Source organism: Xenorhabdus littoralis (assembly GCF_033949345.1).
Taxonomy (GTDB): domain Bacteria; phylum Pseudomonadota; class Gammaproteobacteria; order Enterobacterales; family Enterobacteriaceae; genus Xenorhabdus; species Xenorhabdus littoralis.
The window spans coordinates 1-26,290 of sequence record NZ_VCDP01000024.1 but is presented as its reverse complement, the minus strand read 5'-3'; the positions used below and the strand labels follow the sequence as shown (position 1 = coordinate 26,290).

Sequence of the window (26,290 nt, the reverse complement as noted above, 5' to 3'; positions counted from 1 at the left end):
ACAGTTTGGTATAAAATGTTTTGTTTTTTAATAAAATTTTATTTATTTCAGTTATATAAACAGATCTGAACATTTCAGAGAATTATTGTCGTTAATTTGCCAACTATTCATCAAAAATATCATTTAACATTATTTTTTCGACTGAATAGACTTATTATTGGTCGAAAATCGGGTTTCACTCGCACTTTTTAATACTCCTAAAACAAGCATTTTTTATTGGTTATTCTTTCTATAGAAGATCACCGCATTGGCGCTTTTAGGCGAAAGATCTCACTAAAACAGCAAGCCTCTAATTGTTGAAACGGTTTTTCAGAAAAATAGCAGGGTTCGATTAAGAAAAAGGGAGAGTAGAGTGGTGTTCCGTCATTTGAATTGGTATGGGTATCTCTCTCATTTAAGTAAAAATGGGAAAAAGTAATTATCCCCATCAGAATGGATGCTGAATTAAATTTCGAAAAACTGATGGAAAAAGAATACAACTCATTGTAAGGAAAGGGCATCTAGAAGAGAACGCGACTTCTTTAGAAGAAGTAGTAGACTATAACTGGGCTATGCCAACACCAAAAGGTACTTATTATCGCCGGCTATTTGAAACCTTCTCATCGCTGGAGACTCCGACTGTTTTTAGTGTGAAGTGTTAAACGCTGATGGCTTGCATGAGTTTAGTCGCAGAAAATGATTTTGTGACTAACTTCATAGCACGTAGGTGTAGTATTAAATCCTGTTTTCTGATTGACATTAATTTTGACCGGACAACGCAATTCAGCAGGTTCATCCTTAGATGGTTCACAATATCCCACTTTCTCTACTGACTCGAAAAAAAGCTGCCCTCTTTGATTTGGATATTTACTATCAGATTTAGTCCATTCATCAAATTGATTTTAATAGCACTCTTTATCTGATTTTCAGATGGACCATTATCATTGTCATAGGGATTGGCGCTGGTATTAATATCAGCATTGATATCGGTGTTGGTATTTGTGTTGTCACAACCCGTTAAAATAAGGCAAAGAAAAGTAATCAGACTGAACAAGTTAATAACTTTCATAATAACTATCGAGTAAGCTCCCATTCATCAAATTGATCTTTAATTGCTTTGATGGAAGATAGTTTGATCTTGGGAAGCTCCAATCGTTCAAATAGTGCCGCGTGGCGTTTTCTGCTTGTTGGTGTGACAACAGTAATATGATGGATCATTTTCCATTTGATGCTGTCTTTATTACCTTCCAGACCACCATGACGATAGTGTTGGAATAAAGTTCTATATGTATAACGCAGCAAGCTTGATGATGTTGAAATATCCAATAAAATCACGCCTGTTGCTCTGGCTAAGCGTTGTGGCAGGCATCTTTTATAGTTTCCATCAATGATCCAACTCTCCTGCTCTATTGCCATATCATGCAATAAAATGAATTCATCTGCGGAACGTTCTTGCCAATTTGTATTTGGTAAATGAAAAAGTTGATCCAGATGAATCGCTTTAAAACCACATTTTCTTGAAATTGCATTCGCAAGAGTAGATTTACCACTATTTGAAGGCCCCATAATGCAAATTCTATTTCCTAAATCCGAAAGCTGCATGACTTCCTCCAATAGTTATAGTTTTGATTTTTGTTACCCTAATGGGGGGCAAAATATTGCTTATATTTAGGCGGTAAGTCAAGCAGTTGGTAGCTTAATTAACCCAAAGCTGTAGCCATATCATTTTGGGCAATATTTACTCTCTCCCGAAGCTCTGCCAAGTGAAGATTGAGTAATATCTCTGTCGCTCACCCCTTAACTGATTAACCCATTTTTCCATAGTAGACTTACTGACATTCATTGCCCTGGCTGCTTCGGCAATAGAATTGTGGTGATCAAGCTCCAGCAGAGCGGATTCCAGTTTACATTCTGAACTAAAACGTCTTTGCATAATGTCACCTGTTTTTTGTTGAAGTGAGAATACCACCTCTCAGCAGGTGACCAAAATCATTGGACTACAACACAATCAACGGATTGAATACGTGACCAAAATTTTTATGCTGAAAAATCATCTAATTTTGTACTATTTTGGTTTTTTATTTGTGCTATTATCCCTTTTTTAATGGTATTCTTACCATCAATTTAATGCTGCGTTAAAAATAAGTAATAATATCGTCGATTTATTATTTTTTCTATTTTTGTTGTTGGTATATTGTTGTTGTTGGTATATTGAAAGTAATAATGGTCATTAATTATCATTTTAATAAACTAGTTATTTTAAAAGCCATGAAAGCCAGAGTCTAATCATTATTTACAATTACAATTAAAATTAATTAAAGCGTTTATCTAGAGTTAAATCTTAATAAAAATAGCGTCTTATAATTAATTTAGAAAAGTAGTCACTGTATTTCATTAAAAAATATGTCTGATAATACGAGCATATAAAATGCTGACCAGTTTTATTTCTTCATATATTCATTGATCCCTGCTAGTTAATTAATCCTTAACATATCATATGGTTACTGAATAGTAGATTATTCGAAGAGGATATGGTTGCATGGCACAAGAGCAAGTTGAAAAGGAAGATCCCATTTTTACAAAAGCTTTTATGGAGCCTTTCATTCGAGCCAAGAACAGGCCCTTTATCAAATGTCTTAACTGGTATACGGGAATTGGAAAAACTCATAATGCAGCATTGTTTGCCATAGAATTGCTTCGTCATCACAAAGTTATCCCTGTTTTTATTGCGCCTCTACACTCGCTGGTAACAGGCTTTTCAAAAGACATTCAATCTCGTACCAGAGAATACATAGACAATATTGACCAAGTTATTCTTTCCAGTGGCGAATCCATCTTGGCTTATCGACTTTATCCGAGAGAGCATCATATCAACGATCTTACTTTTTTCCGGGCAGGGATAGCGCTTGCTAAATTTCTGGAAAATAAACCTGATTTGCAAGCAAAAATGGAGAGGGGAGAAAAGAAAACGGAGGCAAAGAAAAAAGGCGTTTTTGCAAGTATTACTGAATTACATAGAAAGTGTCTAATATGCAAAAAATCTCCTTTTTTACATATGTCATCCAATGATGATATGTATGAAGATACTAAAGAAGCTTATGAGAAATCTGCAAGTAGAGTACTTTCGATAGCAAACTCGCTTACCAGAAAGTTGATCGCTTTAGATGTCAGTACACGAAAAGCTGGAAATACTAATGAACGATATATGAGTATTCCACAAGTCGCTGAAATGGTGCTTCGATTATATCCTTTACAAGCTTTTATTGATAAGCCGGGTATTTTGATTTGTACGGCATCTAAATCTATGGTGTCGCATACAGTCTACGTTTTTGATAAGGATAAAAACACATTTCGCTGGAAATTATTTGAAAATCTTTCGTTCTTTTTAGACGAGTTAAATTGTGAGGACAGCTTTTTAGGGCAAACGATTTCAGGTAGTTCTGATTCTGTGAGGGTTGTAACTTTCGTGGATGAGGAAGAAGATTCGTATTGGTATATGTTTGATCAGCATAAATCGATTGTTAACTCTGAAGGCAAAAATGATCTGAATGTCATGATTACAGAGTTTTTTACCTATTTCGATCTGAAATGGCCGCTAGCATTTGAAAGTAGAGATAGGCGAGAGGTGGAACTTGCGACCAAAGTTTATGAACATTTGGAGCAAATTGCCAAAGTCAGTGAAGACGTGACGAATGAAATTACTATTGAGAGAAACCAGAGACCAAAATATATCTCTGATGAACGTCGGGTTGAACTTTTTCGACGATCATTAGCGAATAAGTTTCCGCTCACTGCTGCTCGATTTAATGATAATGAGCTCCTTGAAATTCTTACGCAGTTACTGGATAAAAATGATGTTCAGAACAAATTCAAGCGGTTTCAACAAAAAAGTCATGTATTAGCTTTGCTACGTGGTTATGTGGCATCAATTGCGCCAGCAGATCAGAGTCACTACCACATATTTCGTGAACTGAGAGATCTGGTTTTTGATAAGAAGTTTTTTACCATGAGCCGAGCAACTTATGGAGAGGTTCTCGACCAGCCCTCGCAGACATTTTTCGATGAATCTGCAAGTGTTATGGACACTGAATTCTTGAAACAAGTGGAATTGTGTAAGGATACAGCCAATCAGACCATTCGGCTAAAATATTATGAAAATGAAAGTAAAGTACCGGAAGGCGCTTATACTTTATTGCATTATTTGGAACTGATTTTATTCATCGCCCGTATACTTGTTAATCAACAAAATGTCGATAATGACACATTTACTAAAGCTGAAATTGAACGTTACCCTAATCTATATCGATTCCGAAATGATGTCCGGCAATTATTCAAAAATGCTATTACAACTGAAGGGATACAAAACAATACCAGTAGCGATGAATTGTTGACAGAATCATTCTTCTTTAATGAAACTAAAAGTATCGTAACGTTAGAAGAAAGCCGGATTCAGGCTGAAGAATATAATTTACCTGCTGATGTTAGCCTGACATTGACTATTACGACATTACGTGCGACACCCGAGGAAGATATTGCCCGAATGCTCGGCCGTAACAATGGCGTGTACTTAATGAGTGCTACAGGGGGATTATCGGGTGCATCTTCAGGAGCATTCAATATAAATCAACTACGTAGATTGATTTCAGCTAAAAATGGTCTATTTGAAGAAATGTCCAAAGATGAATTGGATATTGTTTCTGAAAAAGCCAAAGAATCGATGAATAATCGGGAACGCCACATAACGATTTTAAATGATACAAATCCCGCCAAAAAATTTGATATTTCTAAGGGATATAATGGCCTGTTTGACATGTTCGATGGAGCAACCCCCAAGCAAGGTGAATCCGGTTACTATAATGTGAGAAATAGTTATAAAAATAATGAAATAAAAGGATTGGTTGCCAGTTTAGACCGTTTAATGTCTAGTGATATACGTTCAGGATTAGTCCTTTGTCAAACTATTTCTCATATCCGGGAACGCTTAATACGGCTGGCTAATAAAGACAGTGGATGGCTTAAACAACAGGATGAAACAGGCTATCATTTTATTATAGATGCAAAATATTTACCTACTTATCGTAAGACGGGGAGCAGTGAAAAAATTACGTTGATTCTCTATAAATCCTCACGTTTCCGAGATAAGAGTATTAGACAGGTAGAGCTCTTGGATGAAAGTGAAGAAACGGGTCAATTCAATCAGGAATTAATTGATGCTCTAGATATTTCGGATAAAAAAATTTTACTGTGGACAGCTTACTCATCAGCTTCACGCGGGATAAACTTTTTTACTAAGCAAGATGGCAAAGAACGTGATTTTGAGCTGTTTTGCTTACTTAATAATCCTTTTTATACTCGTCATACAAGACCTGGCAGTAGAGGATTCTCCATTGCAATGTTCCAGAGTTTTGTTCAGGTAATTCGCGATAAAAATGAAGATTGGGCTGCTATGTCCCGAGGCGATCTGTTATTCCAATATTCTCGTAACAGATGGAAATATTTGCGTAAAGAACATGACATTGATATTACCCGTACGGTTTTTCAAGCGATCGGTCGTGGCGAAAGACGCCCTAAAGAAATAATGGCTCAGCAACTTATTTATCTGAGTTCTGAAGCAATCCGTACTGTTCACCTTGGGTTAAAGCATGTTGATGAACTACGCCAGCGTGCATCACCTGCTCAGCGTGCTGTTTTACAAGCAATTGATAAATATAATTCAGAGACTGCAATTTTTATAACTGCCGACGAACGTAAATCTCATCTAACCACAAGCCTTAAATTAAGTAATCAATTTCGCAGATTTACCAGCGATACACCAAAGCGTTTTCGTTCAGATAAGTCGGCACGTGCAACGTGGTCACGTTTATTTGATCCATTAATGTTTACAAATCCCGATAAATATTTATCGAAGTTGAAAATCGCTGGTATTCCTTCAGCTTTTCGAGATGCATGTTATATACAGCTTCCTTTATCTGCAGAAATATATACTCGCGAATTTTCTATGGTGGGTATGACTGAAACTGTTATTACGGATGCATTCGATGGTACAGATATTTTTAATTGGGTTGAGAAGGTTATGTCTGATAGCCTGAAATCTCAACTTTCTTCAAAAATAAAATCGTTATTGAAAAATGTTAATGGTTTCAAAGTTGAAACGCCAGAAGGAATGTTTAAGTTATTACCACAACCGTGGTTTGTCACTGACATCATGAAAGGCTATATAGCAGAACTTGTATTTGAAGAATATGTTCGAGACCAGTTTGGTGTCGTACCAAATAATCCTGAAGAAAGTGGCTCTCCAGTACAGTATTTCAACTTAGATATGCATTCTAAAGAGGCTGAACTCTATCAGCTTTATGATTATTATCTAAGTGTTGGAAATAACACTCTTGTTGCTATCGATATAAAGAATTGGACTCGTAGTACCGATCGTATGAAAAAAGCTGAATTAGAAATTGAAGCAGTCTCAAAACATAAGAGAATGAGTCATTATTTCCCGGATAAAACTATTCATGCCGTGTATGTGAATCTTTATGGTGCACACAAATTTAATTTGAAGCACCCAAACAGAGGTACTATTCGTTTTATGTCACTTTACATACCTAACACGATAGGTGCGTCTAATTGGGTCATTAATAGCAATATGGTTAATGTGCTACTTGGTAAATAAGTGGAGAAAAATTAATGCCTGTTCAACGTTTGGAAGGAATTTCTGCAGTTGCCCGCTTAAACGCTTTACACTTCAAAGAATCACCGAAAGATGTTGCAGTCATGCTTGCGAAATGGCAGGCCGAAAATTCGTGTTTACTTGTCCCTTGCTATATAGAGTTACCCAAAATTATTCCTGATAGCGAAGAAAACGAAAGTTTAAATACTACCGTTATTGAATCCTTATCTAAGAAACGCACGAATTGGGCACGCAGGGAAATCGCCAAAATACTTCAATTGAGTGTGGCCGCTACCGATAAATTTACATTTTCTATTATAAAAAATAAGGCTTGGTATTTACGACCTCGTCCTAATCTCAGTAAAGAGTCTATGATTGCCGCCGCTCAAGCCCATCCGGGAAAATTCATTGAACTGATGCTCAAGAAGGAGTTGATAGAGGCGGCGGCTTTCGATGCTGAACAAACTTTCGTTGCTGGAGGTTTTGGTCCGGGAGTGTATTTGGGCAGTATGCACCAAGCTGACAAAAAAATTCAGAAATTGGTCGAAGTGGAATTTAACATTAATAAGTACAGTATATTGATTTGCAATGTTAAATCCCAAGTATTTGTTAAAAGGAATAAAGCAGATGCAGGCGAATCTTCATCAGCAACACTTCCGATTGATGTTGGGGAAGGGTATATGATAGGTGCTACCCGCCTTGTCCCCCGTGAATTCCATAAATTAGATGCACGCCAGTATCCAATGCTTGGCATCAGTTTGAATATAAATAAAATTCGGCAGACACGCTTTTATTATTTGAATGTATTGTTGGAATTTACTCAGGCTTTATTTAATAAGGCAGGTATTTCTTTTGAGCGTAGTACTTTTGTTGCTACACATTGTGTAGATGATGGATATATTCCTCTTGAACCGTTAGCCCAATTATCCAAGCCGTTGGTGGTCGTTAATGCCTCTAGTGAACCGATGGATAAGGATACGTTGAAACCTCTTATTCATGCGTTTTTTCCCCATGAATATCATGTTGTACGCAATAAAAAAATTCAGTTTGAACAACCCGTCGTTAGTATGGCAACAGCAATCCCGGATAAACTTAATACAGAGACTAACTATCTTTTTTTGAATGGGAAGGCGGAAAACAGTGAACAGGGAACAGTTCGTATTGCCAAGAAAGAAACACCTTCTGAATTCCAGTTGGTAAAAGCAAACGAAGCTTATGAAGATCTTTTACAGGAAGATTCAATAGTTGATCCGTATACAGAATTTAAATTCAACTACTTAATCAATCGTGATTCTATCTTGGCTATAACACAGGGTTTGAATTTATCCCCGAGTGATCTGGTTGCTTTACCATTAGGTAAAACCCAAAAAGCAGAACAGAAAAAAAATCAGGAGGCAATTAAACGTTGTTTGGTTGAGTTATCTTTGAAAGAGTGTTTACTAGGACATAAAGTCATTCCTGTTCCAAAGATTCCTATTGAGCTTATATCTACTGAACTTTCATTGATTGCTACACGGCAGATACGAGTACCTCATTGCACACGCCCTAAGCAACTTGTCGCTGTTGTCGAAGTTTGTATTACAAAGGAGGGAATTGTTGTTAAACACGTTCGTCGATCACCATGGAGTCAAGATGCCTCTGCGGCGATTGATTTTGTTTCGGAATTCCCATTCCTTCAGCCTGAAGGGAAAAGATTTATTCAAGATGACCAGTTTTGGATTGTAGATAAGCAGACTCAGTCTCGTTTAACGGTATGGTCTGGTCAATTTGTACCACGTATTATCCTCAATGATAGTTACACGGGAATTGAGGCTGCATTAGCGGCTCAAGAACCGTATATAGAGAGTCGCCGTGAAGACGGAAAAATCAAAGGCAAACTTTACTCTAAAAATAAACGGTTCAACCTGCTTCCCTATTACATGTCCATATTTAAACCTGAATATCAAAACGCACATGAACTAACCGGAAGTCGTATTCCTGTCCAAGATTGTGGTGGTTTTCTTCGGGTATTTGTACCTCCAGCGGGTGGGATTAAGGGGAATGGAAGTTCATTATCCGGGATGCGTGATGTCATGTTATATACCAAAGACGGAAATTGTGTCAGTTCAGGACTACTTGAACAAAAACTTGTACTACTTTACTTGCATACAATGACCAATGGAATTCTGGTTGGTGGTGATAATTCTAAAATGACTATTTTAGAGAAAATGGCGCGATTAGCTTTGGAAAATTGAAAATTCTCCATATCTGGTGCAGGTATCCCGCGATTAAGGAGGGGAGATGTCACAGCTATTACGTATTATCTTGATCCACACGCATCTGCCGGGAGTAGTAGAAATTCAGCTTGATGCACATGCAAATATTTGTGGTACCAATGGAGCGGGTAAAACAACACTTCAGCGTTTGGTGCCTGTATTTTATGGGGAACAACCGAATCGGGTGGTACCGAGAACCCGTAAAAAATTTGATGAATATTATCTACCTTACAGTAACAGTTATATTGTTTATGAATATCAGCGTGAAAGTGGTGATATTTGTCAGGTTGTTTTAACGCGAAAAAGCGATGGAGGCATTGATTATCGTTTTGTTAGCGCACCTTATCAGAGTGATTTTTATCTTCCATATGCCGAGGAGAACGTGCAAGCCTTTAGTTACAGTGAATGGGCTACCGCGATGCGTGATCGAAGTGATGTCCAGATATCCCCCAAAATCAGTGCGACCAGCGAATATCGCAGCATTATCCAAAACGATGCCTCGGCATTGAGGGAAAAGAATTCCGACAGCATAAAACTGCGCCGTCTTTCTGCAAGTTATAGCCTAGCCAGTGGTCATCATAGATTACGGCATATTGAAAAGCTGGTTAGCGCGGTACATGCCAAAGAAGGCAAAATGGATACACTGAAGGCTATGCTGGCAGCTATTTTTGAAGAAGACGGTGTCACGCTTCCAACGACCAAAGTAAAAAATCAAAAAGCGCGGGAGTGGATTCAGCAGATGCGTCACTCTTTACGCTCTGACAAACTCCAACAAAACTTTGAATCATTAAAACGGCTAGGGCATCAATTAAATGATGCAGAGGCACAACTGGCTGCGCTTTTGCCACTAATTCAGGATGATGAACAACAACAAAAGAAGAATAAGGCTGACGCTGAAGCGCGAGTTTATCAGTTACGCGGTCAACTACAAAAGCTCAAAGAAAAATATGAAGAGCAACAGCTGAATCTCAATGGCAGGCTCAGTAAGACGGAAGCTGATATAAAAGCAACGGTTAGCCAACTTAATCATTTTCAGAGAGAATACGACCGATATGAGCGCCTCGATATGGACCAGTTACAGCATGATACAAATGCTTTGCCGGTGTGGCGTGAAGACTTGAAGGAATTGGCTGACCAATATGAATTGATGATGGAGCAACATGGCGATCTGGAACGTCAGTTGGGGCAGCACAAAGCCAAACTTGAAGAATCTTATACTCAATTAAGCGAGCAAAATCGAATCAAACAACAGGAATTACAAAAACAAAAAGAGCATACGCGAGAACAGCAGGTGAGTAAGCAAACGGCTCTTGAACAGTTATTGCGAGAACGGGAACAGGCACTAGAAAGTCGCTTAGGTGAACAATTAACCGAATGCAGTAGTGCCATTGCTGTGTTACAGGAACAACTGAAACGCTCACAGCTCACTGACGATGAACGTGATGAAATGTATGTGGCAGAATCACGTATAGAAAAAGCCCAATTACAGGCACAGCAGCAAACACGACAAATAAAAGAAGAACGTCAACAGCTTACTAAAGCGCAGCAACAAAGGGATCAGGCAAATGATCAATTGGAACGGACGCGCATTGCCCTGAACACTACTGAGCTGCAATTACAACAATTATATCGCCAGTTAGAACCGGAGAAAGGCAGCCTGCGTCATTTTTTACAGCTGCATTATAGCGATTGGGAACAGAATCTTGGCAAGGTATTGAGTGAAAGTTTACTGGAGCGAAAAGACCTGCGTCCCCAATTGGATGAACTGACTGATAATCTATACGGCTTGCAGCTGGAATTGGCAGCGATAGATATGCCGGAATTTGCACTTGATGAAGCTGCTGTACGTCATCGTATTTACACGATAGAGCAACAGATTGAGAAAAAACGAGCTGAAAAGTCTGCCGCTGAAAAAGCACTAAAAGAGCATCATGAGCAAGTTGAACAAATAATGGCGCAGTTCGAACAGTCAGAAAGGCAATATCATTTGTACGAAAAGGATATCGAATTTGCTCGCTCTGACCGTGATCGGTTGAAATCACAGCAGAATGATTTGAATGAGCAGCGGAAAGCTAATGTACGAACAAAACTCACCCAGCAAAAACAGCGACATAATAGTCTACAGCAGCAGAAGCAGACAGAATTGCTGGCGTTAAGAGGGGATCACAACGCTCAGTACATGGAGCTGAAAGCAGGTTGGCAGTCTGAACTACAGGTATTTGATGAGCAGATAATAGAGCTTGAACAACAGCTCACTAATAAACGTACAAGTATCAATACTCAACTTGATGAACTTCAGCAAGCATTCAATGACACATTGTCTTCTAGAGGTATCGACCCCAAAAAAATAGAGAGTGTGAAAAAACGCCATGAGCGATTGAAAACAGATATTAGGGCAATAGAGAAACGTCAGGATGAGCTGTCTGCCTGGACGCTTTTTATGCAGGTTAGCTGGAAGCAGTTACGCCCGGAACTGCTGGAGAATGAAACTACGTTTAGGCAACAGCAACGCGAGCTTATACAAGAACGCAATCAACTGAAAGAAAACTTCATCACCAACCAAGCTCAATTGGATGAGCAAATACAGCAATATCGCAACAACATGAATAAAGCAGAGCAGCTGTTGGAACAGTTAAAGCAGATACTGGTTCGATTGTCTGTATTACATCTGAACGATATTTCACCGATAAAACAGGATACTTCAGCGAGTATTGTTGAGCGGCTGTCACGCACTAGTGAACTTTTAGAGCAACGCAGTAAATTTGATACACAGTTGGCTAATCAGCTAGAGCAATTTAGGAATGCGTTAGGTCTTGATGCTGAACCCGATTTCCTTGACAGTCTGGATCACGAAATGCGCAAGTTGCCTGATTCTAGTGACAAGCGTATGCAATTGCCTATTCTGGAAGGGATACTTCGTATATTGAGGGACAGGCAACAGCAACTACTGGAAATGGGGGAAAATATTGGTGGCGATTTGAAGAAGTTTTTTACTGTTTTCAGTGATATAAATCGTCGTATTGCATTGCAAAGTCGCCGCCTGAGCGAAGCAGTAGCCGATGATTTATTGCTGCAAAGTATTGGTAAGTCCGAAGTGCGTATATTATCGGCTATTGATGAGCTGGGATTCTGGCAGCCCTTGAAAACTTTCACCAAACTTTATGATGAGTGGCGTTCATCGGGGAAAGCGTTTCCTTCCGAACAGTATTTGAACAAATTGGCTGATGTCGTTGAATTACTGCGTTCTGATGAACAATACAGTATTGAATCGTTACTGCGTCTTGAGCTGCACTTAAATGAAGGTGGTTCCGATCTGGTAATAAAAAATGATCGTCAATTACTTGAGTCATCCAGTCATGGAATGGCCTACCTGATTTTATGCAAATATTTATTGGCCTTTACCCGATTGTTACGTGGTCAGTCTCAGGTCGCTATTCATTGGCCGATTGATGAAATTGGTACGCTGGCATATCACAATGTAGAAAACCTTTTTACTGCTTGCAGTAATAATCACATTATTATTGTGGGGGCTTTTCCTAACTTAGAATCTGATGTATTGATGCTGTTCAAGCACCGTTATTTGCTTGAAGCGGATCAAGATGAACCCACCAAATGGCGACTAAAACGGGTTCAACCTAAAGTGAACCGTCTTGCTGAACGATTGATGCAGAAAGAACAGGAGACCAATTGATGTTGGCATATGGGGCTTTACTGGAACGATTATTGGCCGGAGATTTTATCTGTCAGATCAGTGATGAGGATAGTTTCCGGCATTTGAGTGACGAGCAGACACAGCAGAAAATCAATGACTATTTGCGGCCGCTTAACAGACGTTTGGTCAGCAATGATACTCGGACAGTCTATTTTGTTGGTTATCACGAATTCACCAAAGAGGCTCGTAAAAAGCTTACTGGTCAGCTTGCATTCATCATCAATTCCCTGCAACCCTTGCTTGAATGGCTGTTATTAATACAAGAAATTCAGGGTCGTGATAGTGCATTAACTGCCGGCGATGTTATTAAATTACAAGAAATCATTTTGCGAACCGAAGATAACCAAAGTCTGCGGCAGCGTTTAAATCAACTTGCCAGTGACAGCTTTTTTAAAAGCCGAAGCCCAGAGTTGGATAATCAAATTAAGCTTATTTTCAACCGTCTAAAAGAACATGGTTATCTTAAGCAGCCTCATGCCGATCGCCAGTATTACATTGTGACAGGTAAAATCGATTATTTGGTTGACGTCATTCGTTTTATCCGAGATGAAGAACATCTTCCGGTTGAAGATGAACCTGTTCAGGAGAGCCTTCTCTAATGGCGACTGACATGTTAATGCTCTCTAACCTGTTTAATATTGGCGCTGAGCGGTTGGCTCTGCTGGGTAAACATCACCGCGCTTTGATGCAGTGTTATCTCGATGGTTTTATTAATGAGACGGCTTTCAGTGAAAATGCACTGAAAAAGTTGATTGATGCCCGGATTTTATGGCGTCCGGATGAGCAGAAGCCTTTGACACTGAGGCCGCTGGTCAGTGAACTGATTGCCAGTATGGTTGCTGATGAAAATCGCCGACAAATTAACGCCGATGTTGCCGAAAAACTAGAGCAAATCCGTAATAGAGTGCAGGCTTGGCGGGATGCTTATTATAAAGGAGATTATAGTGTTGCGGAATTACAGCTACAGCGATTGACTGAACATGTATATGATTTAAGCGGGCAGTTCGAAGAGGCAATTGATAGCCTCTGGCATCGTTTAAACAGTGACTTTGGTTTTGTCAGGAGTCTCAATGAAAAAATCAATGAAAATGAACGAGCCCAGAAACAACTTCGTCGTCTGCTTGATGGCCTGGAACTGTTGGACTTCAACGAACTCATCGAATTGTCGGAAGGCAACAATCATTTGCGTAAGCTGTTAGTTAGTCAGCTACAAATCCGGTTAAGTATACACCATAGCAGTTTGCTGGAAGTACAACGGCGTTTGATAGCGTTGTTGGCCAAATTTCGTCAACAGCAATCACGCTCATTACTGATTACCAATATGGTGGCATTTTTACGCCAGCACCCACAATATAAGCCAGCGAATTACACTTATCGTTCAGATATCCCTCCCTTGTTTAATCAGTCGGCTCCTTTACATCTTCACGGAGCATTAGCACTTGATAGATCTGGTGAGCGACAAGTTCTGGCTGAATTGATCCGTACACTTCCCGCCTCTGCAAAAGTACCATTGTCTGATTTTCAAAGTGCCAGCGCAGTAATAACATTTATTGATGAGGAGGTCGCAGCCCGCCAGCAAGCATTGAAGCAGGATGTCGAAAATTTCTACATGTACGTAATAGATAGTGTGAAGGAAATCAGCGCGTTGGATTATTTAATGGATCAGGAACTTCCATGGGATCATGAAATTTGGCTTTATCAGGTGATTGCTGAATACCAATCTTTAGAACAAAAAGTCAAAAGCAGATTTTGGCTTCGAAATAACGAGATTAAAGCCAGTCCTGTTAACGATCTCAAGTTAATCTTGGATATCACAGTGAGAATCATAGAAAAATGATACAGATGAATCCTTTAAATCTTGGTGCATTAACATGGTTGAAAATGTTGGAAAAACGGCTTTTCTCAAAAGGTAATGAGAAAAAGAAAACGAACAGTAAAATTGTCAGGCAGGTATTAGTGTGGTGTCTGGAACAAGACCTCATTCCGGCAAACAGTCTGAACTTGCCAGAGTTCACCTTTACTAAAGAATTATTGAATGCCATTGCCACGACCCAACAAAAACTAAATCAAACTCATTTTCGATGTGAACTACAGACGAAAAGCCGAATTGAGAGTGCCCTATTAAGCGATCAGGAAATTAAAACAGCGGGTATCCGCCCTCGTCAGCAGCGAGTACTCATTCATCTTACCAGCCCTGTATTCAATGACCAGAACATGAAAATACAGGTTAGCGACACCAACTGGCAGGATATTCCTTTATCACAATTTGATGTTCTAATCGTCGTCGAAAATTCAGATTGCTTTTATTACTTAGACTTATTTAAATTTTCTCTACATAATTTCCATTCACCACTTATAGTTTACCGTGGTGATAAGATATATGGTCAAGCGACAACAAAGCTTAAAGATAAATGGCTTGAAATGAATAAACCCGCTATCTACTTTGGTGATTTTGATCCTAAAGGGGTAAGCATTGCGATGCATGAAGGTTATGAGGCCATGTTACTTCCTTCATTAGACGTCGTAAGGAAAACAGCGTCTGTTGCTATGTTTCCTGATAATCAATTGAAATTTTTAAAAAAGATAGAAGATAAAAACATAAATAGTTTTTTCGAGCCTTATTTGAAAGTGTTATTCGAGCAAAAAGCTTTACGGCAACAGAAAATGCAGTGTAGATCATTACAGATAGTTTCTATAACTTCATAAAGGTTATTAATCTGACCGAATATTGCTGCCTGAAAGATATAAGAGATTGGTATGTTTAGCGTACGAAGATATCTTAGAAGAGCAAGCAGGCAGATTTACGTTATAAATCCGCCCATTTTTTAATGAAAAGATGACACCATGACTAATAAAACGGCTCATGTTCACCCGCCAGTTTTTGTAGTGGTAGTAATTACCGGAGGTAGCCAACTCTGATAACCAAAAAAATGGCGGCCTAAAATAATCAGAACAACTCCTATAATGAAAGCAAACGCCAGTATAATCCCAATAATTTCCAATGGACTGAAATAGCCTGCTAAAAAAGTTACAGCAACACCACTTGCGGGAACAGAAGACATATTCAGTAATCCAATTAAGCCCGTTGTTTTCCCAAGATGTTCTTTAGGAATGATTTGGCTCCTGAGAGAGCGTAAATAGACACTGAACACACCATCAAAAGCCATCAATAACACGTAGCCAAAAAGGTACATCACATAATAAGCCGACGCTGTCATCAACATTCCGGCTAAAATCATTGCACAAAAAGAGACTGTTCCTAATGTCGATAATCCAAAACGTCTGACAAAACGAGGAACAAAAAAGAAAGCAACGATTGTCACTATGGCTGCTGACGATTGCAAGATACCAAAATAGCGTTCAGGCATACGAAATTCTTCAAGAATTACTGCCGCACTGACTACCAGAGCTGCACCGTATATCAGATTGACCACCCATGTTAATCCACATAAATGCAGGAGTATTTTATTTTGCCAGAGCACTTTGGCACCTAGCTTATTAGAATCAATCAATGACCTGAAACTTAATTTATCTCCAACACTGACATTACGTGATTTAAGAAAAAGGTAATTAATCGCTGCAATTGCAAATAATCCCCCTGCAACGATTAATATGGCATTAATACCCCCGTACAGCGCTATTGCTGCGGCAAGCGTTGGTCCCAATACTTGGGTAACTTGATCAACGCCTTGAACCATGGACAGCGCTTTGGGCAATTCTTCCGCTGGAAGATTGCGGGGTAAGAGAGATTCTGTCGATACAAAGTTGAGGACATAAGCAACAGAGAGCAGTGCCATCATTATTGCTAATACTGAAAATGTCATTTGTGGATAAAAAAAGAGCACCAAGAATGCGAGCAGCATTAACAATGTTCGACCGGCTTCAATATTAAAAAATATAGTTTTGGGATTAACCCTATCAGCAATAAATCCGGATAAAGGAAAAAAGATCAGACGTGGGATCCACTCAATGACGAATGCCAAAGAAGCTAACATTAATGAACCTGTTACCTGTAATATAGTAAGCGGTACAGCAAAAAGTAAAAACTGATCACACAGAGTGCCAAGAAAACGAGAGCATATAAAACGCTTCAAACCAAATTGATGATTATCCATATATTCACCTGATAATTATAGAGCCCTATTTAAAAAGCAATTAGATATCCAATGGCTTAGCCGTTATTTGCATATTTTTTCAATAAGAAATTCCCAACAGTCAGTGTATTGGTTTCGATAATTTTTCCTTATTGAGTATCATAATGTTCAATGATATTTTGACCAGATATCTCATTTGCAAAAGACTTGTGCATGAATAACAAAAATGAACTGGCGGGATTGATTCCGGCTTTAATTGTTTTCATTAAGACTGTTGAAACTGGGAGTTTTTCTAAGACGGCTCGAGCAATGTCTATGACGCCATCATCTGTTAGCAGGATGATGGATCGTCTTGAAAATCAACTGAACCAGCGTCTCTTTATCCGTTCAACACGTATGTTGCAGGTGACTGAGCGTGGTCAGGAAATATATCACTCCGCTTTAAACGTTATTTATGCGACTGATGAACTATTTTCATTGGCCGAAAACAGTCATGATACACCTCGTGGGATTTTGCGGATAACTGCTCCTAATGCACTGGGAAAAATATTACTTGCTCCATTTTTAGCTGATTTCCTGAAAAGTTATCCTGATATTAATGTGGAACTATCACTGACAGATAATATTGTAAACATTGCACATAGCCAGTTTGATTTGGCATTGCGTGTCACTGAATATCCTCCGGAAAATATGGTTGCCAGAATATTAATGCCGATTGATTATGTTCTGGTAAGTTCAAAAAACTATCATAAAGATCTCCCTAAGACACCTTCCTCACTCAGTACCCACAATATCTTTTTACCGGTTGAGCAGCAGATTGACAGTGACTGGAACTGGATATTTAGAAACAAAGAACACAGCGTCAGTATCTCTTTGAAGCCACGGCTGATGATTAATAACAGTGATGTGAGGTTAGATGCAGTTCTTCAAGGAGTCGGTATAGCCCTTATGCCGACGTTTGTTGCGAATACTTATCTCTCTAAGGGATTATTGCAAAAAGTGCTTCCTGAATGGAAAATTGATACTCCATTTCCACGAAATGCTTATGTCATCACCCTGCCAAAGAAATTATTGCCGCTAAAAACAAAGGTATTTATAGAAGATTTTATGCAGTGGCTGAAGCAGAGAGAGGAACATCAAGTGTCTAGTTCTGATATAAGTTGACACTTATTTTACTCATACCCAACGGATATAAACATTTTTCCGTGTATAAACATTTGTATAAACAAAAACAAAAAAAGCACTTCCCCAAAAGAGAAAGTGCTTTTTCAACAACATGATCTAAGACTAGGATCAGTTCATGCCGTATTTTTTCAACTTCTTACGCAGAGTACCACGGTTGATTCCCATCATCAGTGCTGCGCGGGTTTGGTTACCACGGGTGTATTGCATCACCATGTCTAACAGTGGTTGTTCTACTTCAGCCAGTACCAGCTCATACAGGTCATTAACGTCTTGACCGTTCAGTTGTGCAAAATAGTTCTTCAGTGCTTGTTTAACTGAGTCACGCAGGGGCTTTTGAGTCACCTGATCTTGTGAATTTACAGTAGCAACGGTTAGTACGTCAGAATTTACGCGTTGTTCGAACATAGTTCTGTCAGCTCTTTTCTTTATTTACGCAAAAATTTTCGAAGTATGCTTCCAACGCCTCCAGCTGTTCGCTGGCATCCTCAATGGCGTTGAATGAGCGCCGAAACTGGTCATCAGGAGCATGTTCCTTGAGATACCAAGATACATGCTTGCGTGCAATACGAACTCCTTTGCCTTGACCGTAAAAGTCTTGCAGTTCTCGTACATGCTCGCTCATTAAACGCTGCACTTCGCCAAGGGGCATCGGTGACAGCAGTTCTCCTGTTTCCAGATAGTGCTGGATTTCCCGAAAGATCCAGGGTCTTCCCTGAGCAGCGCGGCCTATCATCAGGGCATCAGCCCCGGTGTATTCAAGCACTGCTCTGGCTTTTAGCGGGTCAGTAATGTCACCATTAGCAATAATTGGAATGGCAACAGTCTGCTTAACTGTCCGAATATTGTCGTACTCGGCCTCACCATTAAACAGGCAAGTTCGTGTCCTGCCATGTATCGTAAGAGCCTGAATCCCACAACGTTCGGCCAATTGGGCAATTTCTACACAGTTACGTTCTTCCGGTGACCATCCTGTGCGAATCTTCAGAGTAACAGGCACATCAACCGCATTGACTACCGCAGAAAGGATTTTTTCAACCAGTTCTGGATAACGCAGTAATGCAGAGCCTGCCAGCTTACGATTCACTTTCTTGGCTGGACACCCCATATTGATATCGATGATCTGAGCGCCATTGTCGACGTTGATTCTCGCCGCCGCCGCCATTTCATCGGGATCACTACCGGCAATTTGTACAGAACGCACTCCGGGTTCGTCGCTATGAACCATACGCAGCCGGGATTTATCCGTCTTCCAAACCTGAGGATTGGAAGAAAGCATTTCCGAAACTGCCATTCCTGCTCCCATGTGATAGCAAAGAGATCGAAATGGGCGATCTGTTATGCCAGCCATAGGGGCTGCAATAAGACAGTTTTTCAACTGGTATTGTCCGATACGCATAGGCGAAGAAAGAGTGGTCAACTGTGGCTAAGGGCGCGTATATTACGCATTTTTCACAAGATATGAAAGGCCAAACTTTGAGCGAATCGATATTTATAACGGTTTTTTTCCAGTTGATTTTTTCAAACTTTATTGATTACTCTTAAATAACATAAGGTTACGTGTTATTGATGAGATTTATTATTACTAACATTTCTAATCACAAAGAGAGCGGATTATCACCAATTGACCTCCTGAGTGATCATTTTAGTGGATAATCTCGCTTTTCAATAGATATTAATTGATTATTTTTTAATCCCTGTGATACGACACCACTCTTCTTGTTCAGCTATCGGATCGATAATGAATTCATTGCCATAGGCTTCAGCGACTCCTTCAGCCTGACTTGCCAGAACACCAGACAAGCCTAATAATCCACCAGATTTAGGCAATGAGCCGATGATAGGTGCCAGTTCACGCAACGGGCCAGCCAGAATATTTGCAATCACAACGTCACATTCAAGGTCGTTGGGCTGATCTTTAGACAGGAAAAGGGACAATTGGTCGGATACACCGTTACGTTCGGCATTATCCCGGCTGGCCTGAATCGCCTGAGGGTCGATATCAATACCGATGGCGTGTTTTGCGCCCAGTTTCAGGGCAGCGATAGCCAAGATACCTGAGCCACAACCAAAATCGATGATGGTCTTACCTGCCAGATCAAGGCCATCAAGCCATTGCAGGCAGAGGGAAGTCGTTGGGTGAGTCCCGGTGCCGAACGCCAGACCGGGATCAAGCATGACATTGACAGCGTCTGGTTCTGGAACTTCGCGCCAGCTAGGGCAAATCCACAGACGGTTGCCGAAGCGCATTGGGTGGAAGTTATCCATCCACTCACGTTCCCAGTCTTTATCCTCCAGTTGTTCAATTTTGTGGATAAAACCTTTGCCCAATTGTGGAACTTGTTCCAATTGGCTGACAACCGCTTTCATATCCATCTCAGCATCGTATAAGCCGATGACGTCGGTATCACCCCATAAACGGGTTTCACCCGGCAGAGGCTCAAAAATTGGGGCATCATGGCTATCCTGAAAGGTCACTGAGACTGCGCCACTTTCTACCAGCTCATCACCCAGTGCTTCCGCTTGTTGTCCCGTGGTGTTTAATCTTAATTGTATCCAAGGCATAAAAAATTCTCTTTTTGTAAAGCTTTTTGTAAAGGTAAAGTCACGCTGCGATTATTGAGAAGCAGCGCTCTGTTGCGTGTGTTTATTACCCATCATATTCCCTATCCCGAATGCCAGTAAACTTAACAGCAGCGATGGCACGATGGGATGAAAACCAAGAAGATGGATATTGAAAGTTGCCAGCAGGGTATAGCTTGCCGCCCCTGTCAGCATTGAGCTGACTGCTCCATGAGCGTTGGCTTTTTCCCAGTATAACCCCAATACCAGCGGCCAGAGGAAAACGGCTTGCAGGCCGCCAAAGGCCAGCAGATTTAACCAAATGATCATCTCGGGTGGACGCCATGCAGCCAACAGCAATAATGCACCTAAAATCAGGGTGGAGTAGCTGGAGATACGGGAGAGTTTTTTCTCTTGGCTTATTTGTTGTGGAAACAGATTTAAATAGAGATCCTTGACGATGGTCGCCGAAGATTGCAGCAGTTGGGCGTTAATGGTGGACATAATCGCCGCCATCGGAGCAGCCAGAAAAATCCCGGCTGCAACAGGAGGCAATACGGTGATCATCAGGGTTGGGATCACTTGATCCGGGATAGTCAGATCAGGAATGATTGCCCGACCCAATGCGCCGGCAAGATGCATACCGAACATCAGGATCGCCATGACGATGGTGCCAAGAATAATGCCGCGATGAACAGCTTTGCTGTCTCGATAGGAAATGCAGCGTACAGCGGTATGTGGCAGCCCAACGACACCAAAGCAGACAAGTACCCAGAAGGATGCCATAAATGGCCCTGTGAGGATGTTATCGGCCCCGTGAGGTGAAACCAGATTAGGATCAATTGCGCGCAGAGTGGTGACTGCGGCTGATAACCCGCCAGCTTTATAGATAATACCGGCCAGCAATAACACCGTCCCAAGCAGCATCACCAGCCCTTGCAAGGCATCATTGAGGACACTGGCCCTGAATCCGCCAAATGCAGTATAAAGGGCAATCGATACGCCAAAAATCAGTAAGCCCGTGTCGTAAGGGATACCTGCGGCAGTTTCCAACAAACGCGCCCCGCCAATAAATTGTACGGTCATTGCACCGACAAAGGCGACCAACAGGCTCAGGCTGGCAATCCAGACCAGAAAGCGGCTCTGATAGCGGGCGTAAAGCATGTCATTGAGGGTGACCGCATTGTAACGACGGGCGAGGATGGCAAATTTTTTCCCCAGTACGCTGAGGGAAAGCCATATAGCAGGTAGTTGGATCAGCGATAACAACACCCAGCCGATACCATACTTATATGCAGCACCGGGGCCACCAATAAATGAGCTGGCGCTGATATAAGTTGCTGTAATGGTCATTGCCAGTACAAAACCGCCCATTGAGCGATTACCGAGAAAATACTCCGTCAGGAACTCGCCAGTTTGGCGACGGCGATAAGCATAGACTGATAGCAGGAAAACCAACGCCAAATATCCTACTAAAGGCAGAATGACTTCATTTTGCATCGGTATCCTCCAGCGGAACATCCTTGAATATAAACTTCACCATCAACCAGCAGAGGATGATAAATAAGGCGGGCAGCAGCAGGCAAGCCAGTTCAAACCAGTGAGGCAGACCAGTCAGGCCGATATCATCACTGGGTAAATAGGCGCACAGCAGCCAACCAACAAGATAAGCCAGCGTCAGGTATACTGCCCAACGTGCTTCTTTATGGGATTGAACAAATCGTCTGTCCATCCGTTCTCCGGGTAACTTACATGAAACAATATGAGGGGAATTGTACGGTAATGTGTGGATTTATTCAGGAGAAAAATGTGCCGTGGAAACCAGAATAAAATCAAAATGCTGACTCAATTTATAGCAACACAGCGCTTGATTGAAATTCACTTATATTTTGTCCTTTTGTTAACAATGGCAGGAGGCGTTTAATTTTTGATAAAAGCAAGATTGAGTTTTAAACGAAAGGAAGCGTTTTTGAATTATTACTGGATGTTTTTCTGAATGTAGTTTTATATTTAGATGATTAAGGTTTAAATAAAAAACAGATTACATTTAGAAGCGAACTGTTCACTCAAAATTTCGATAATAATAAGGATGATGGAAATTTAATGCTTTTGTATTTTATTTATAATTTATTGATTTTTTTTGAGTAAATTTATTCCTCATCTCTGATATGATTATCATTTCTTTGTTTTTCTTTACTCTGTAAGTTGATTTTTTTGATTGGTTTTCTTGCGTTTTCATTAATTATTATACGGTTACTAAATTTTGCCTTAAATAAAAACCCCATCGATAAAAGATGGGGTTTTTATTAAATTAAAGCATTGATGCCTGAATATTAGAAAGAAACCTTACTTATCCTGTAAGCCCAGTTTCTTCTCCAGATAGTGGATATTGGTTCCGCCTTTCTGGAAGTCTTCGTCATTCATGATAGCCAGTTGCAGGTCGATATTGGTCTTGATGCCATCAATGATCAACTCAGCCAGCGCATTCTTCATACGGGCAATCGCTACTTCACGGGTTTCGCCGTAGGTAATCAGCTTACCAATCATGGAATCATAGTAAGGCGGTACGGTATATCCCGCATAGATATGGGATTCCCAGCGTACACCAAACCCGCCCGGTGAGTGGAAATGGGTGATCTTGCCCGGACTTGGCAGGAAGGTTTTCGGATCTTCCGCGTTGATACGGCATTCGATCGCATGGCCCTGAATTTCGATATCTTCCTGCTTGACGGACAGCGGCATACCTGCGGCAATGCGCAACTGCTCTTTGATCAGGTCAACACCAGTGATCATCTCCGTAACCGGATGCTCAACCTGAATACGGGTGTTCATCTCAATAAAGTAGAATTCGCCGTTTTCGTACAGGAATTCGAATGTACCCGCCCCGCGATAATTGATTTCAATACACGCTTTGGCACAGCGCTCACCAATGCTGCGGCGCAGCTCTGGTGAAATGCCCGGTGCGGGTGCTTCTTCCACCACTTTCTGGTGACGGCGCTGCATGGAGCAGTCACGTTCAGCCAGATAGAGCGCATTGCCCTGACCATCGGCCAATACCTGAATTTCAACGTGACGTGGGTTCTCAAGGAATTTCTCCATGTATACCATGTCGTTGTTGAAAGCCGCTTTGGCTTCTGCACGGGTCATGGCAACGGATTGTTCCAGATCTTTGTCGCTGCGCACAACACGCATACCACGACCGCCGCCGCCGCCCGATGCTTTGATAATCACCGGATAGCCGATGCGGTTTGCAATCGTTTTGTTTTTCTCGGCATCGTCACCCAATGGGCCGTCAGAGCCGGGAACACAAGGTACGCCCGTTTTTTTCATCGCGCTGATAGCGGAAACTTTGTCTCCCATCAAACGGATGGTATCCGCTTTCGGGCCAATGAAAACAAAACCGGAACGTTCTACCTGCTCGGCAAAGTCAGCATTTTCAGACAAGAAGCCGTAACCCGGATGGATGGCCTGTGCGCAAGTGATTTCTGCCGCAGAGATAATCGCAGGAATGTTCAGATAACTTTTTACTGAAGCCGCAGGGCCGATGCAGACAGTTTCATCGGCCAGCAGGACGTGCTTAAGGTCGCGATCTGCTGTAGAGTGAACAGCAACGGTTTTGATCCCAAGTTCCTTACAGGCTCTCAGGATACGCAGTGCAATTTCACCACGGTTAGCAATGACAATTTTTTCAAGCATGGGACGCCTCGTTATTCGATGACGACCAATGGCTCGTCGAATTCAACAGGTTGGCCGTCTTGAACCAGAATCGCTTTTACTACACCAGTTTTATCCGCTTCGATCTGATTCATCATTTTCATCGCTTCAACGATGCACAGGGTTTCGCCCTGATTAACATGCTGGCCGATTTCGATAAAAGCTTTCGCATCCGGGCTTGGTGAACGGTAGAACGTACCCACCATTGGAGAGCGAACAATGTGACCGCTGATTTCCGCAGGCTTGTCAGCAGCAACTGGTGCTACCGGAGCAGCGGCTGGCACTGGCGCAGAGATATATTGCTGAGTCACTGGCATCGCTGGCACGGCTGCTACGCGGCTAATGCGTACTGATTCTTCGCCTTCAGAAATTTCCAGTTCAGAAATGCCAGATTCTTCAACCAGCTCAATCAGTTTTTTTATCTTACGAATATCCATGAGTGTGATTCCGTACTCTTATATAAATTAGTTGGATGTTGACAAGCGGTTGACCGCTGCCTGTAATGCGAAACTATAACCATCTGCACCCAATCCGCAGATCACGCCCACCGCGACATCGGAAAGATATGAGTGGTGGCGGAACGGTTCACGGGCATGCACGTTGGAGAGGTGAATCTCAATAAATGGGATATCCACCGCCAGAAGTGCATCGCGAAGTGCCACGCTGGTATGCGTGTATGCCGCAGGGTTAATCAAAATAAAATCAGTATTGCCCCGCGCCGAATGAATTCTCTCAATCAGTTCAGATTCTGCATTAGATTGCAGATGGGATAACTCGACTCCCGATTGGTGAGCTTCTTTTGACAGTTTGTTAACGATGTCATTAAGCGTTAACTTGCCGTAGGTCTCTGGCTCTCTCGTTCCCAACAGGTTCAGGTTGGGACCATTCAAGAGTAAAATGCGAAACTTGTCTGCCATTGTGCGGGTATCTCCGGCAATCTGTCAACAATCGTTCAAGATAACTCGATGTCAACGGTTTGTCATCTCTTTCTGATAGCCAGATTTGTAAATTTGGCGATAAAGTCCGACATTATAAACATATCGTGGCATTTAGCAGCAAAATACTGGTCTTATCAGCGCATCTTAACCACTGTTCTGCCGGTAGCCTGATTGTTTACTAACTTATTGGCGTATTCAATCACCTGATGTAATGTGATTTCGTTGGCGATCTGTTGATAAAAGGAATCCGGCAGAAGTTTTTGCAATCGTTGCCAGATGGCCGGACGTTTTGAGGCAGCAACGGTAACGGATTCAACGCCCTGTAAGCGAATATTGCGCAGGATAAAAGGCATTACGGTGGTGGGAAGCTGGCTGTCACTTGCCAGACCACAGGCGGCTACCGTACCGTTATAGTTTACTTGCGCCAATAAGGTTGCTAATACCGTGCCACCAACAGTATCAATAACACCAGCCCAACGCTGTTTTTCCAATGGGCGGGATGGCTGGTTAAAGTCACTGACGGGCAATACTTCTTTCGCACCTAAGGAGAGTAAGTAATCTTTATTGTCGGGCTTGCTGCTGATTGCGACGACGGAGTAACCCAATTGTGACAGTAAGGTAATCGCAGTACTGCCAACACCACCACTGGCACCCGTGACGGCAATGTCTCCGCTTTCAGGCATCACATCCCCTTGTTCCAGCGCCATGACACACAGCATGGCAGTAAAGCCTGCTGTGCCGATGATCATCGCCTGTCTGGTACTTAATCCTTGTGGCAGGGGGGTCAGCCAATCACCGGAGACTTTGGCTTGTTCTGCCAGCCCGCCCCAATGTGTTTCTCCCACACCCCAGCCAGTCAGCAAAACGTGTTGACCGACATGAAAACGGGGATCTTCGGAATGATGAACAACACCGGAAAAATCTATCCCCGGTATCATCGGGAATTGGCGGATGATTTTCCCTTTGCCGGTAATAGCGCGGGCATCTTTGTAATTGAGCGTTGACCAATGAATATCAACGGTTACATCACCTGATGGCAACCGAGAGGCATCAATATCCTGAATGGATGCTGATAATGTTTCGTGTTGCTCAATCAATAAGGCTTTCATGGCTATTCTCCCTGGGTGGGTATCTCTTTGACACCACTATCTACTACCGGTTCGGCTGTTCGGCGTCATCACACTATATTG

At 41.5% G+C, this 26,290-nt stretch carries 19 protein-coding genes; 7 read left to right on the top strand and 12 right to left on the bottom strand.

The genetic code is table 11. The annotated features are described in order from the left end of the window. Positions 1–1,053 precede the first annotated feature (1,053 nt). The gene (locus FE394_RS07100; protein WP_319925701.1) at positions 1,054–1,581 is read right to left on the bottom strand and encodes a P-loop NTPase family protein; all 528 of its coding nucleotides are present in this window, start codon (positions 1,579–1,581) and stop codon (positions 1,054–1,056) included. A gap of 136 nt (positions 1,582–1,717) precedes the next feature. After that, entirely contained in the window at positions 1,718–1,912 is a 195-nt protein-coding gene (locus FE394_RS07095) for a transposase (RefSeq protein WP_419836314.1), read from the bottom strand. Between the two features lie 606 nt (positions 1,913–2,518). Between FE394_RS07095 and FE394_RS07090 the strand changes: the two genes are divergently transcribed. Genes FE394_RS07090 through FE394_RS07065 form a run of 6 tightly spaced genes read left to right on the top strand, consistent with a single transcriptional unit; the run spans position 2,519 to position 15,316 of the window. Continuing rightward, positions 2,519–6,646, top strand: coding sequence for a hypothetical protein (locus tag FE394_RS07090; RefSeq protein WP_319925700.1), 4,128 nt, complete (start codon positions 2,519–2,521; stop codon positions 6,644–6,646). A 14-nt stretch (positions 6,647–6,660) separates the two neighbouring features. Beyond that, the gene (locus FE394_RS07085) at positions 6,661–8,877 is read left to right on the top strand and encodes a hypothetical protein (protein WP_319925699.1); all 2,217 of its coding nucleotides are present in this window, start codon (positions 6,661–6,663) and stop codon (positions 8,875–8,877) included. 46 nt (positions 8,878–8,923) lie between these two features. Then, positions 8,924–12,589 (top strand): ATP-binding protein, encoded by a 3,666-nt coding sequence (locus FE394_RS07080; protein ID WP_319925698.1) that lies wholly within the window; start codon positions 8,924–8,926, stop codon positions 12,587–12,589. Further along, a complete protein-coding gene (locus FE394_RS07075) occupies positions 12,589–13,209 on the top strand; it encodes a condensin complex protein MksE (RefSeq protein WP_319925697.1) in 621 nt (206 codons plus the stop codon). Before FE394_RS07080 ends, FE394_RS07075 begins: the two co-directional genes overlap by 1 nt. Beyond that, on the top strand, positions 13,209–14,447 hold the full coding sequence (locus FE394_RS07070) for a sbcc family protein (RefSeq protein WP_319925696.1): 1,239 nt from the start codon (positions 13,209–13,211) through the stop codon (positions 14,445–14,447). Before FE394_RS07075 ends, FE394_RS07070 begins: the two co-directional genes overlap by 1 nt. Before the next feature lie 5 nt (positions 14,448–14,452). Next, the gene (locus FE394_RS07065) at positions 14,453–15,316 is read left to right on the top strand and encodes a DUF7281 domain-containing protein (protein WP_319925695.1); all 864 of its coding nucleotides are present in this window, start codon (positions 14,453–14,455) and stop codon (positions 15,314–15,316) included. Positions 15,317–15,477: 161 nt separating this feature from the next. On the opposite strand, the gene FE394_RS07060 is transcribed toward FE394_RS07065, so the two are convergent. Continuing rightward, positions 15,478–16,725 carry an MFS transporter gene (locus FE394_RS07060; RefSeq protein ID WP_319925694.1) on the bottom strand — a complete coding sequence of 416 codons (1,248 nt, stop codon included), beginning with the start codon at positions 16,723–16,725 and terminating at the stop codon, positions 15,478–15,480. Between the two features lie 192 nt (positions 16,726–16,917). Between FE394_RS07060 and FE394_RS07055 the strand changes: the two genes are divergently transcribed. Further along, positions 16,918–17,868, top strand: a complete 951-nt coding sequence (locus FE394_RS07055; protein WP_319925693.1) for a LysR family transcriptional regulator — start codon at positions 16,918–16,920, stop codon at positions 17,866–17,868. 129 nt (positions 17,869–17,997) lie between these two features. Here FE394_RS07055 and fis read toward each other — a convergent pair whose 3' ends face one another. The 9 genes from fis to acuI all read right to left on the bottom strand — a co-directional run bounded on the left by fis (position 17,998) and on the right by acuI (position 26,209). Further along, positions 17,998–18,294, bottom strand: a complete 297-nt coding sequence (gene fis, locus FE394_RS07050; RefSeq protein WP_010847912.1) for a DNA-binding transcriptional regulator Fis — start codon at positions 18,292–18,294, stop codon at positions 17,998–18,000. 7 nt (positions 18,295–18,301) lie between these two features. After that, complete coding sequence (dusB, locus tag FE394_RS07045) at positions 18,302–19,285, bottom strand: tRNA dihydrouridine synthase DusB (protein ID WP_319925702.1); 984 nt, start codon at positions 19,283–19,285, stop codon at positions 18,302–18,304. Positions 19,286–19,569: 284 nt separating this feature from the next. Further along, positions 19,570–20,451: a 50S ribosomal protein L11 methyltransferase gene (gene prmA, locus FE394_RS07040; RefSeq protein ID WP_319925692.1), complete on the bottom strand. Its 882-nt coding sequence runs from the start codon at positions 20,449–20,451 to the stop codon at positions 19,570–19,572. Positions 20,452–20,502: 51 nt separating this feature from the next. Beyond that, on the bottom strand, positions 20,503–21,948 hold the full coding sequence (panF, locus tag FE394_RS07035; RefSeq protein ID WP_319925691.1) for a sodium/pantothenate symporter: 1,446 nt from the start codon (positions 21,946–21,948) through the stop codon (positions 20,503–20,505). Then, positions 21,938–22,180, bottom strand: a complete 243-nt coding sequence (locus tag FE394_RS07030; RefSeq protein WP_319925690.1) for a YhdT family protein — start codon at positions 22,178–22,180, stop codon at positions 21,938–21,940. The genes panF and FE394_RS07030 overlap by 11 nt, the downstream gene beginning before the upstream one ends. Positions 22,181–22,794: 614 nt before the next feature. Beyond that, positions 22,795–24,144, bottom strand: coding sequence for an acetyl-CoA carboxylase biotin carboxylase subunit (gene accC / locus FE394_RS07025; protein WP_319925689.1), 1,350 nt, complete (start codon positions 24,142–24,144; stop codon positions 22,795–22,797). Positions 24,145–24,155: 11 nt separating this feature from the next. Beyond that, positions 24,156–24,599: an acetyl-CoA carboxylase biotin carboxyl carrier protein gene (accB, locus tag FE394_RS07020; protein WP_319925688.1), complete on the bottom strand. Its 444-nt coding sequence runs from the start codon at positions 24,597–24,599 to the stop codon at positions 24,156–24,158. Between the two features lie 27 nt (positions 24,600–24,626). Then, a complete protein-coding gene (aroQ, locus tag FE394_RS07015) occupies positions 24,627–25,079 on the bottom strand; it encodes a type II 3-dehydroquinate dehydratase (protein ID WP_319925687.1) in 453 nt (150 codons plus the stop codon). Between the two features lie 155 nt (positions 25,080–25,234). Continuing rightward, on the bottom strand, positions 25,235–26,209 hold the full coding sequence (gene acuI / locus FE394_RS07010) for an acrylyl-CoA reductase (NADPH) (protein WP_319925686.1): 975 nt from the start codon (positions 26,207–26,209) through the stop codon (positions 25,235–25,237). Positions 26,210–26,290 lie beyond the last annotated feature (81 nt).

Coding starts and splice junctions, on each gene's coding strand:
- dusB (WP_319925702.1), bottom strand. CDS start 19,285: ATGCGTATCGGACAATACCAGTTGAAAAACTGTCTTATTGCAGCCCCT.
- FE394_RS07085 (WP_319925699.1), top strand. CDS start 6,661: ATGCCTGTTCAACGTTTGGAAGGAATTTCTGCAGTTGCCCGCTTAAAC.
- FE394_RS07080 (WP_319925698.1), top strand. CDS start 8,924: ATGTCACAGCTATTACGTATTATCTTGATCCACACGCATCTGCCGGGA.
- fis (WP_010847912.1), bottom strand. CDS start 18,294: ATGTTCGAACAACGCGTAAATTCTGACGTACTAACCGTTGCTACTGTA.
- FE394_RS07090 (WP_319925700.1), top strand. CDS start 2,519: ATGGCACAAGAGCAAGTTGAAAAGGAAGATCCCATTTTTACAAAAGCT.
- accB (WP_319925688.1), bottom strand. CDS start 24,599: ATGGATATTCGTAAGATAAAAAAACTGATTGAGCTGGTTGAAGAATCT.
- aroQ (WP_319925687.1), bottom strand. CDS start 25,079: ATGGCAGACAAGTTTCGCATTTTACTCTTGAATGGTCCCAACCTGAAC.
- FE394_RS07075 (WP_319925697.1), top strand. CDS start 12,589: ATGTTGGCATATGGGGCTTTACTGGAACGATTATTGGCCGGAGATTTT.
- acuI (WP_319925686.1), bottom strand. CDS start 26,209: ATGAAAGCCTTATTGATTGAGCAACACGAAACATTATCAGCATCCATT.
- FE394_RS07055 (WP_319925693.1), top strand. CDS start 16,918: ATGAATAACAAAAATGAACTGGCGGGATTGATTCCGGCTTTAATTGTT.
- accC (WP_319925689.1), bottom strand. CDS start 24,144: ATGCTTGAAAAAATTGTCATTGCTAACCGTGGTGAAATTGCACTGCGT.
- FE394_RS07030 (WP_319925690.1), bottom strand. CDS start 22,180: ATGGACAGACGATTTGTTCAATCCCATAAAGAAGCACGTTGGGCAGTA.
- FE394_RS07100 (WP_319925701.1), bottom strand. CDS start 1,581: ATGCAGCTTTCGGATTTAGGAAATAGAATTTGCATTATGGGGCCTTCA.
- FE394_RS07060 (WP_319925694.1), bottom strand. CDS start 16,725: ATGGATAATCATCAATTTGGTTTGAAGCGTTTTATATGCTCTCGTTTT.
- prmA (WP_319925692.1), bottom strand. CDS start 20,451: ATGCCTTGGATACAATTAAGATTAAACACCACGGGACAACAAGCGGAA.
- FE394_RS07065 (WP_319925695.1), top strand. CDS start 14,453: ATGAATCCTTTAAATCTTGGTGCATTAACATGGTTGAAAATGTTGGAA.
- panF (WP_319925691.1), bottom strand. CDS start 21,948: ATGCAAAATGAAGTCATTCTGCCTTTAGTAGGATATTTGGCGTTGGTT.
- FE394_RS07095 (WP_419836314.1), bottom strand. CDS start 1,912: ATGCAAAGACGTTTTAGTTCAGAATGTAAACTGGAATCCGCTCTGCTG.
- FE394_RS07070 (WP_319925696.1), top strand. CDS start 13,209: ATGGCGACTGACATGTTAATGCTCTCTAACCTGTTTAATATTGGCGCT.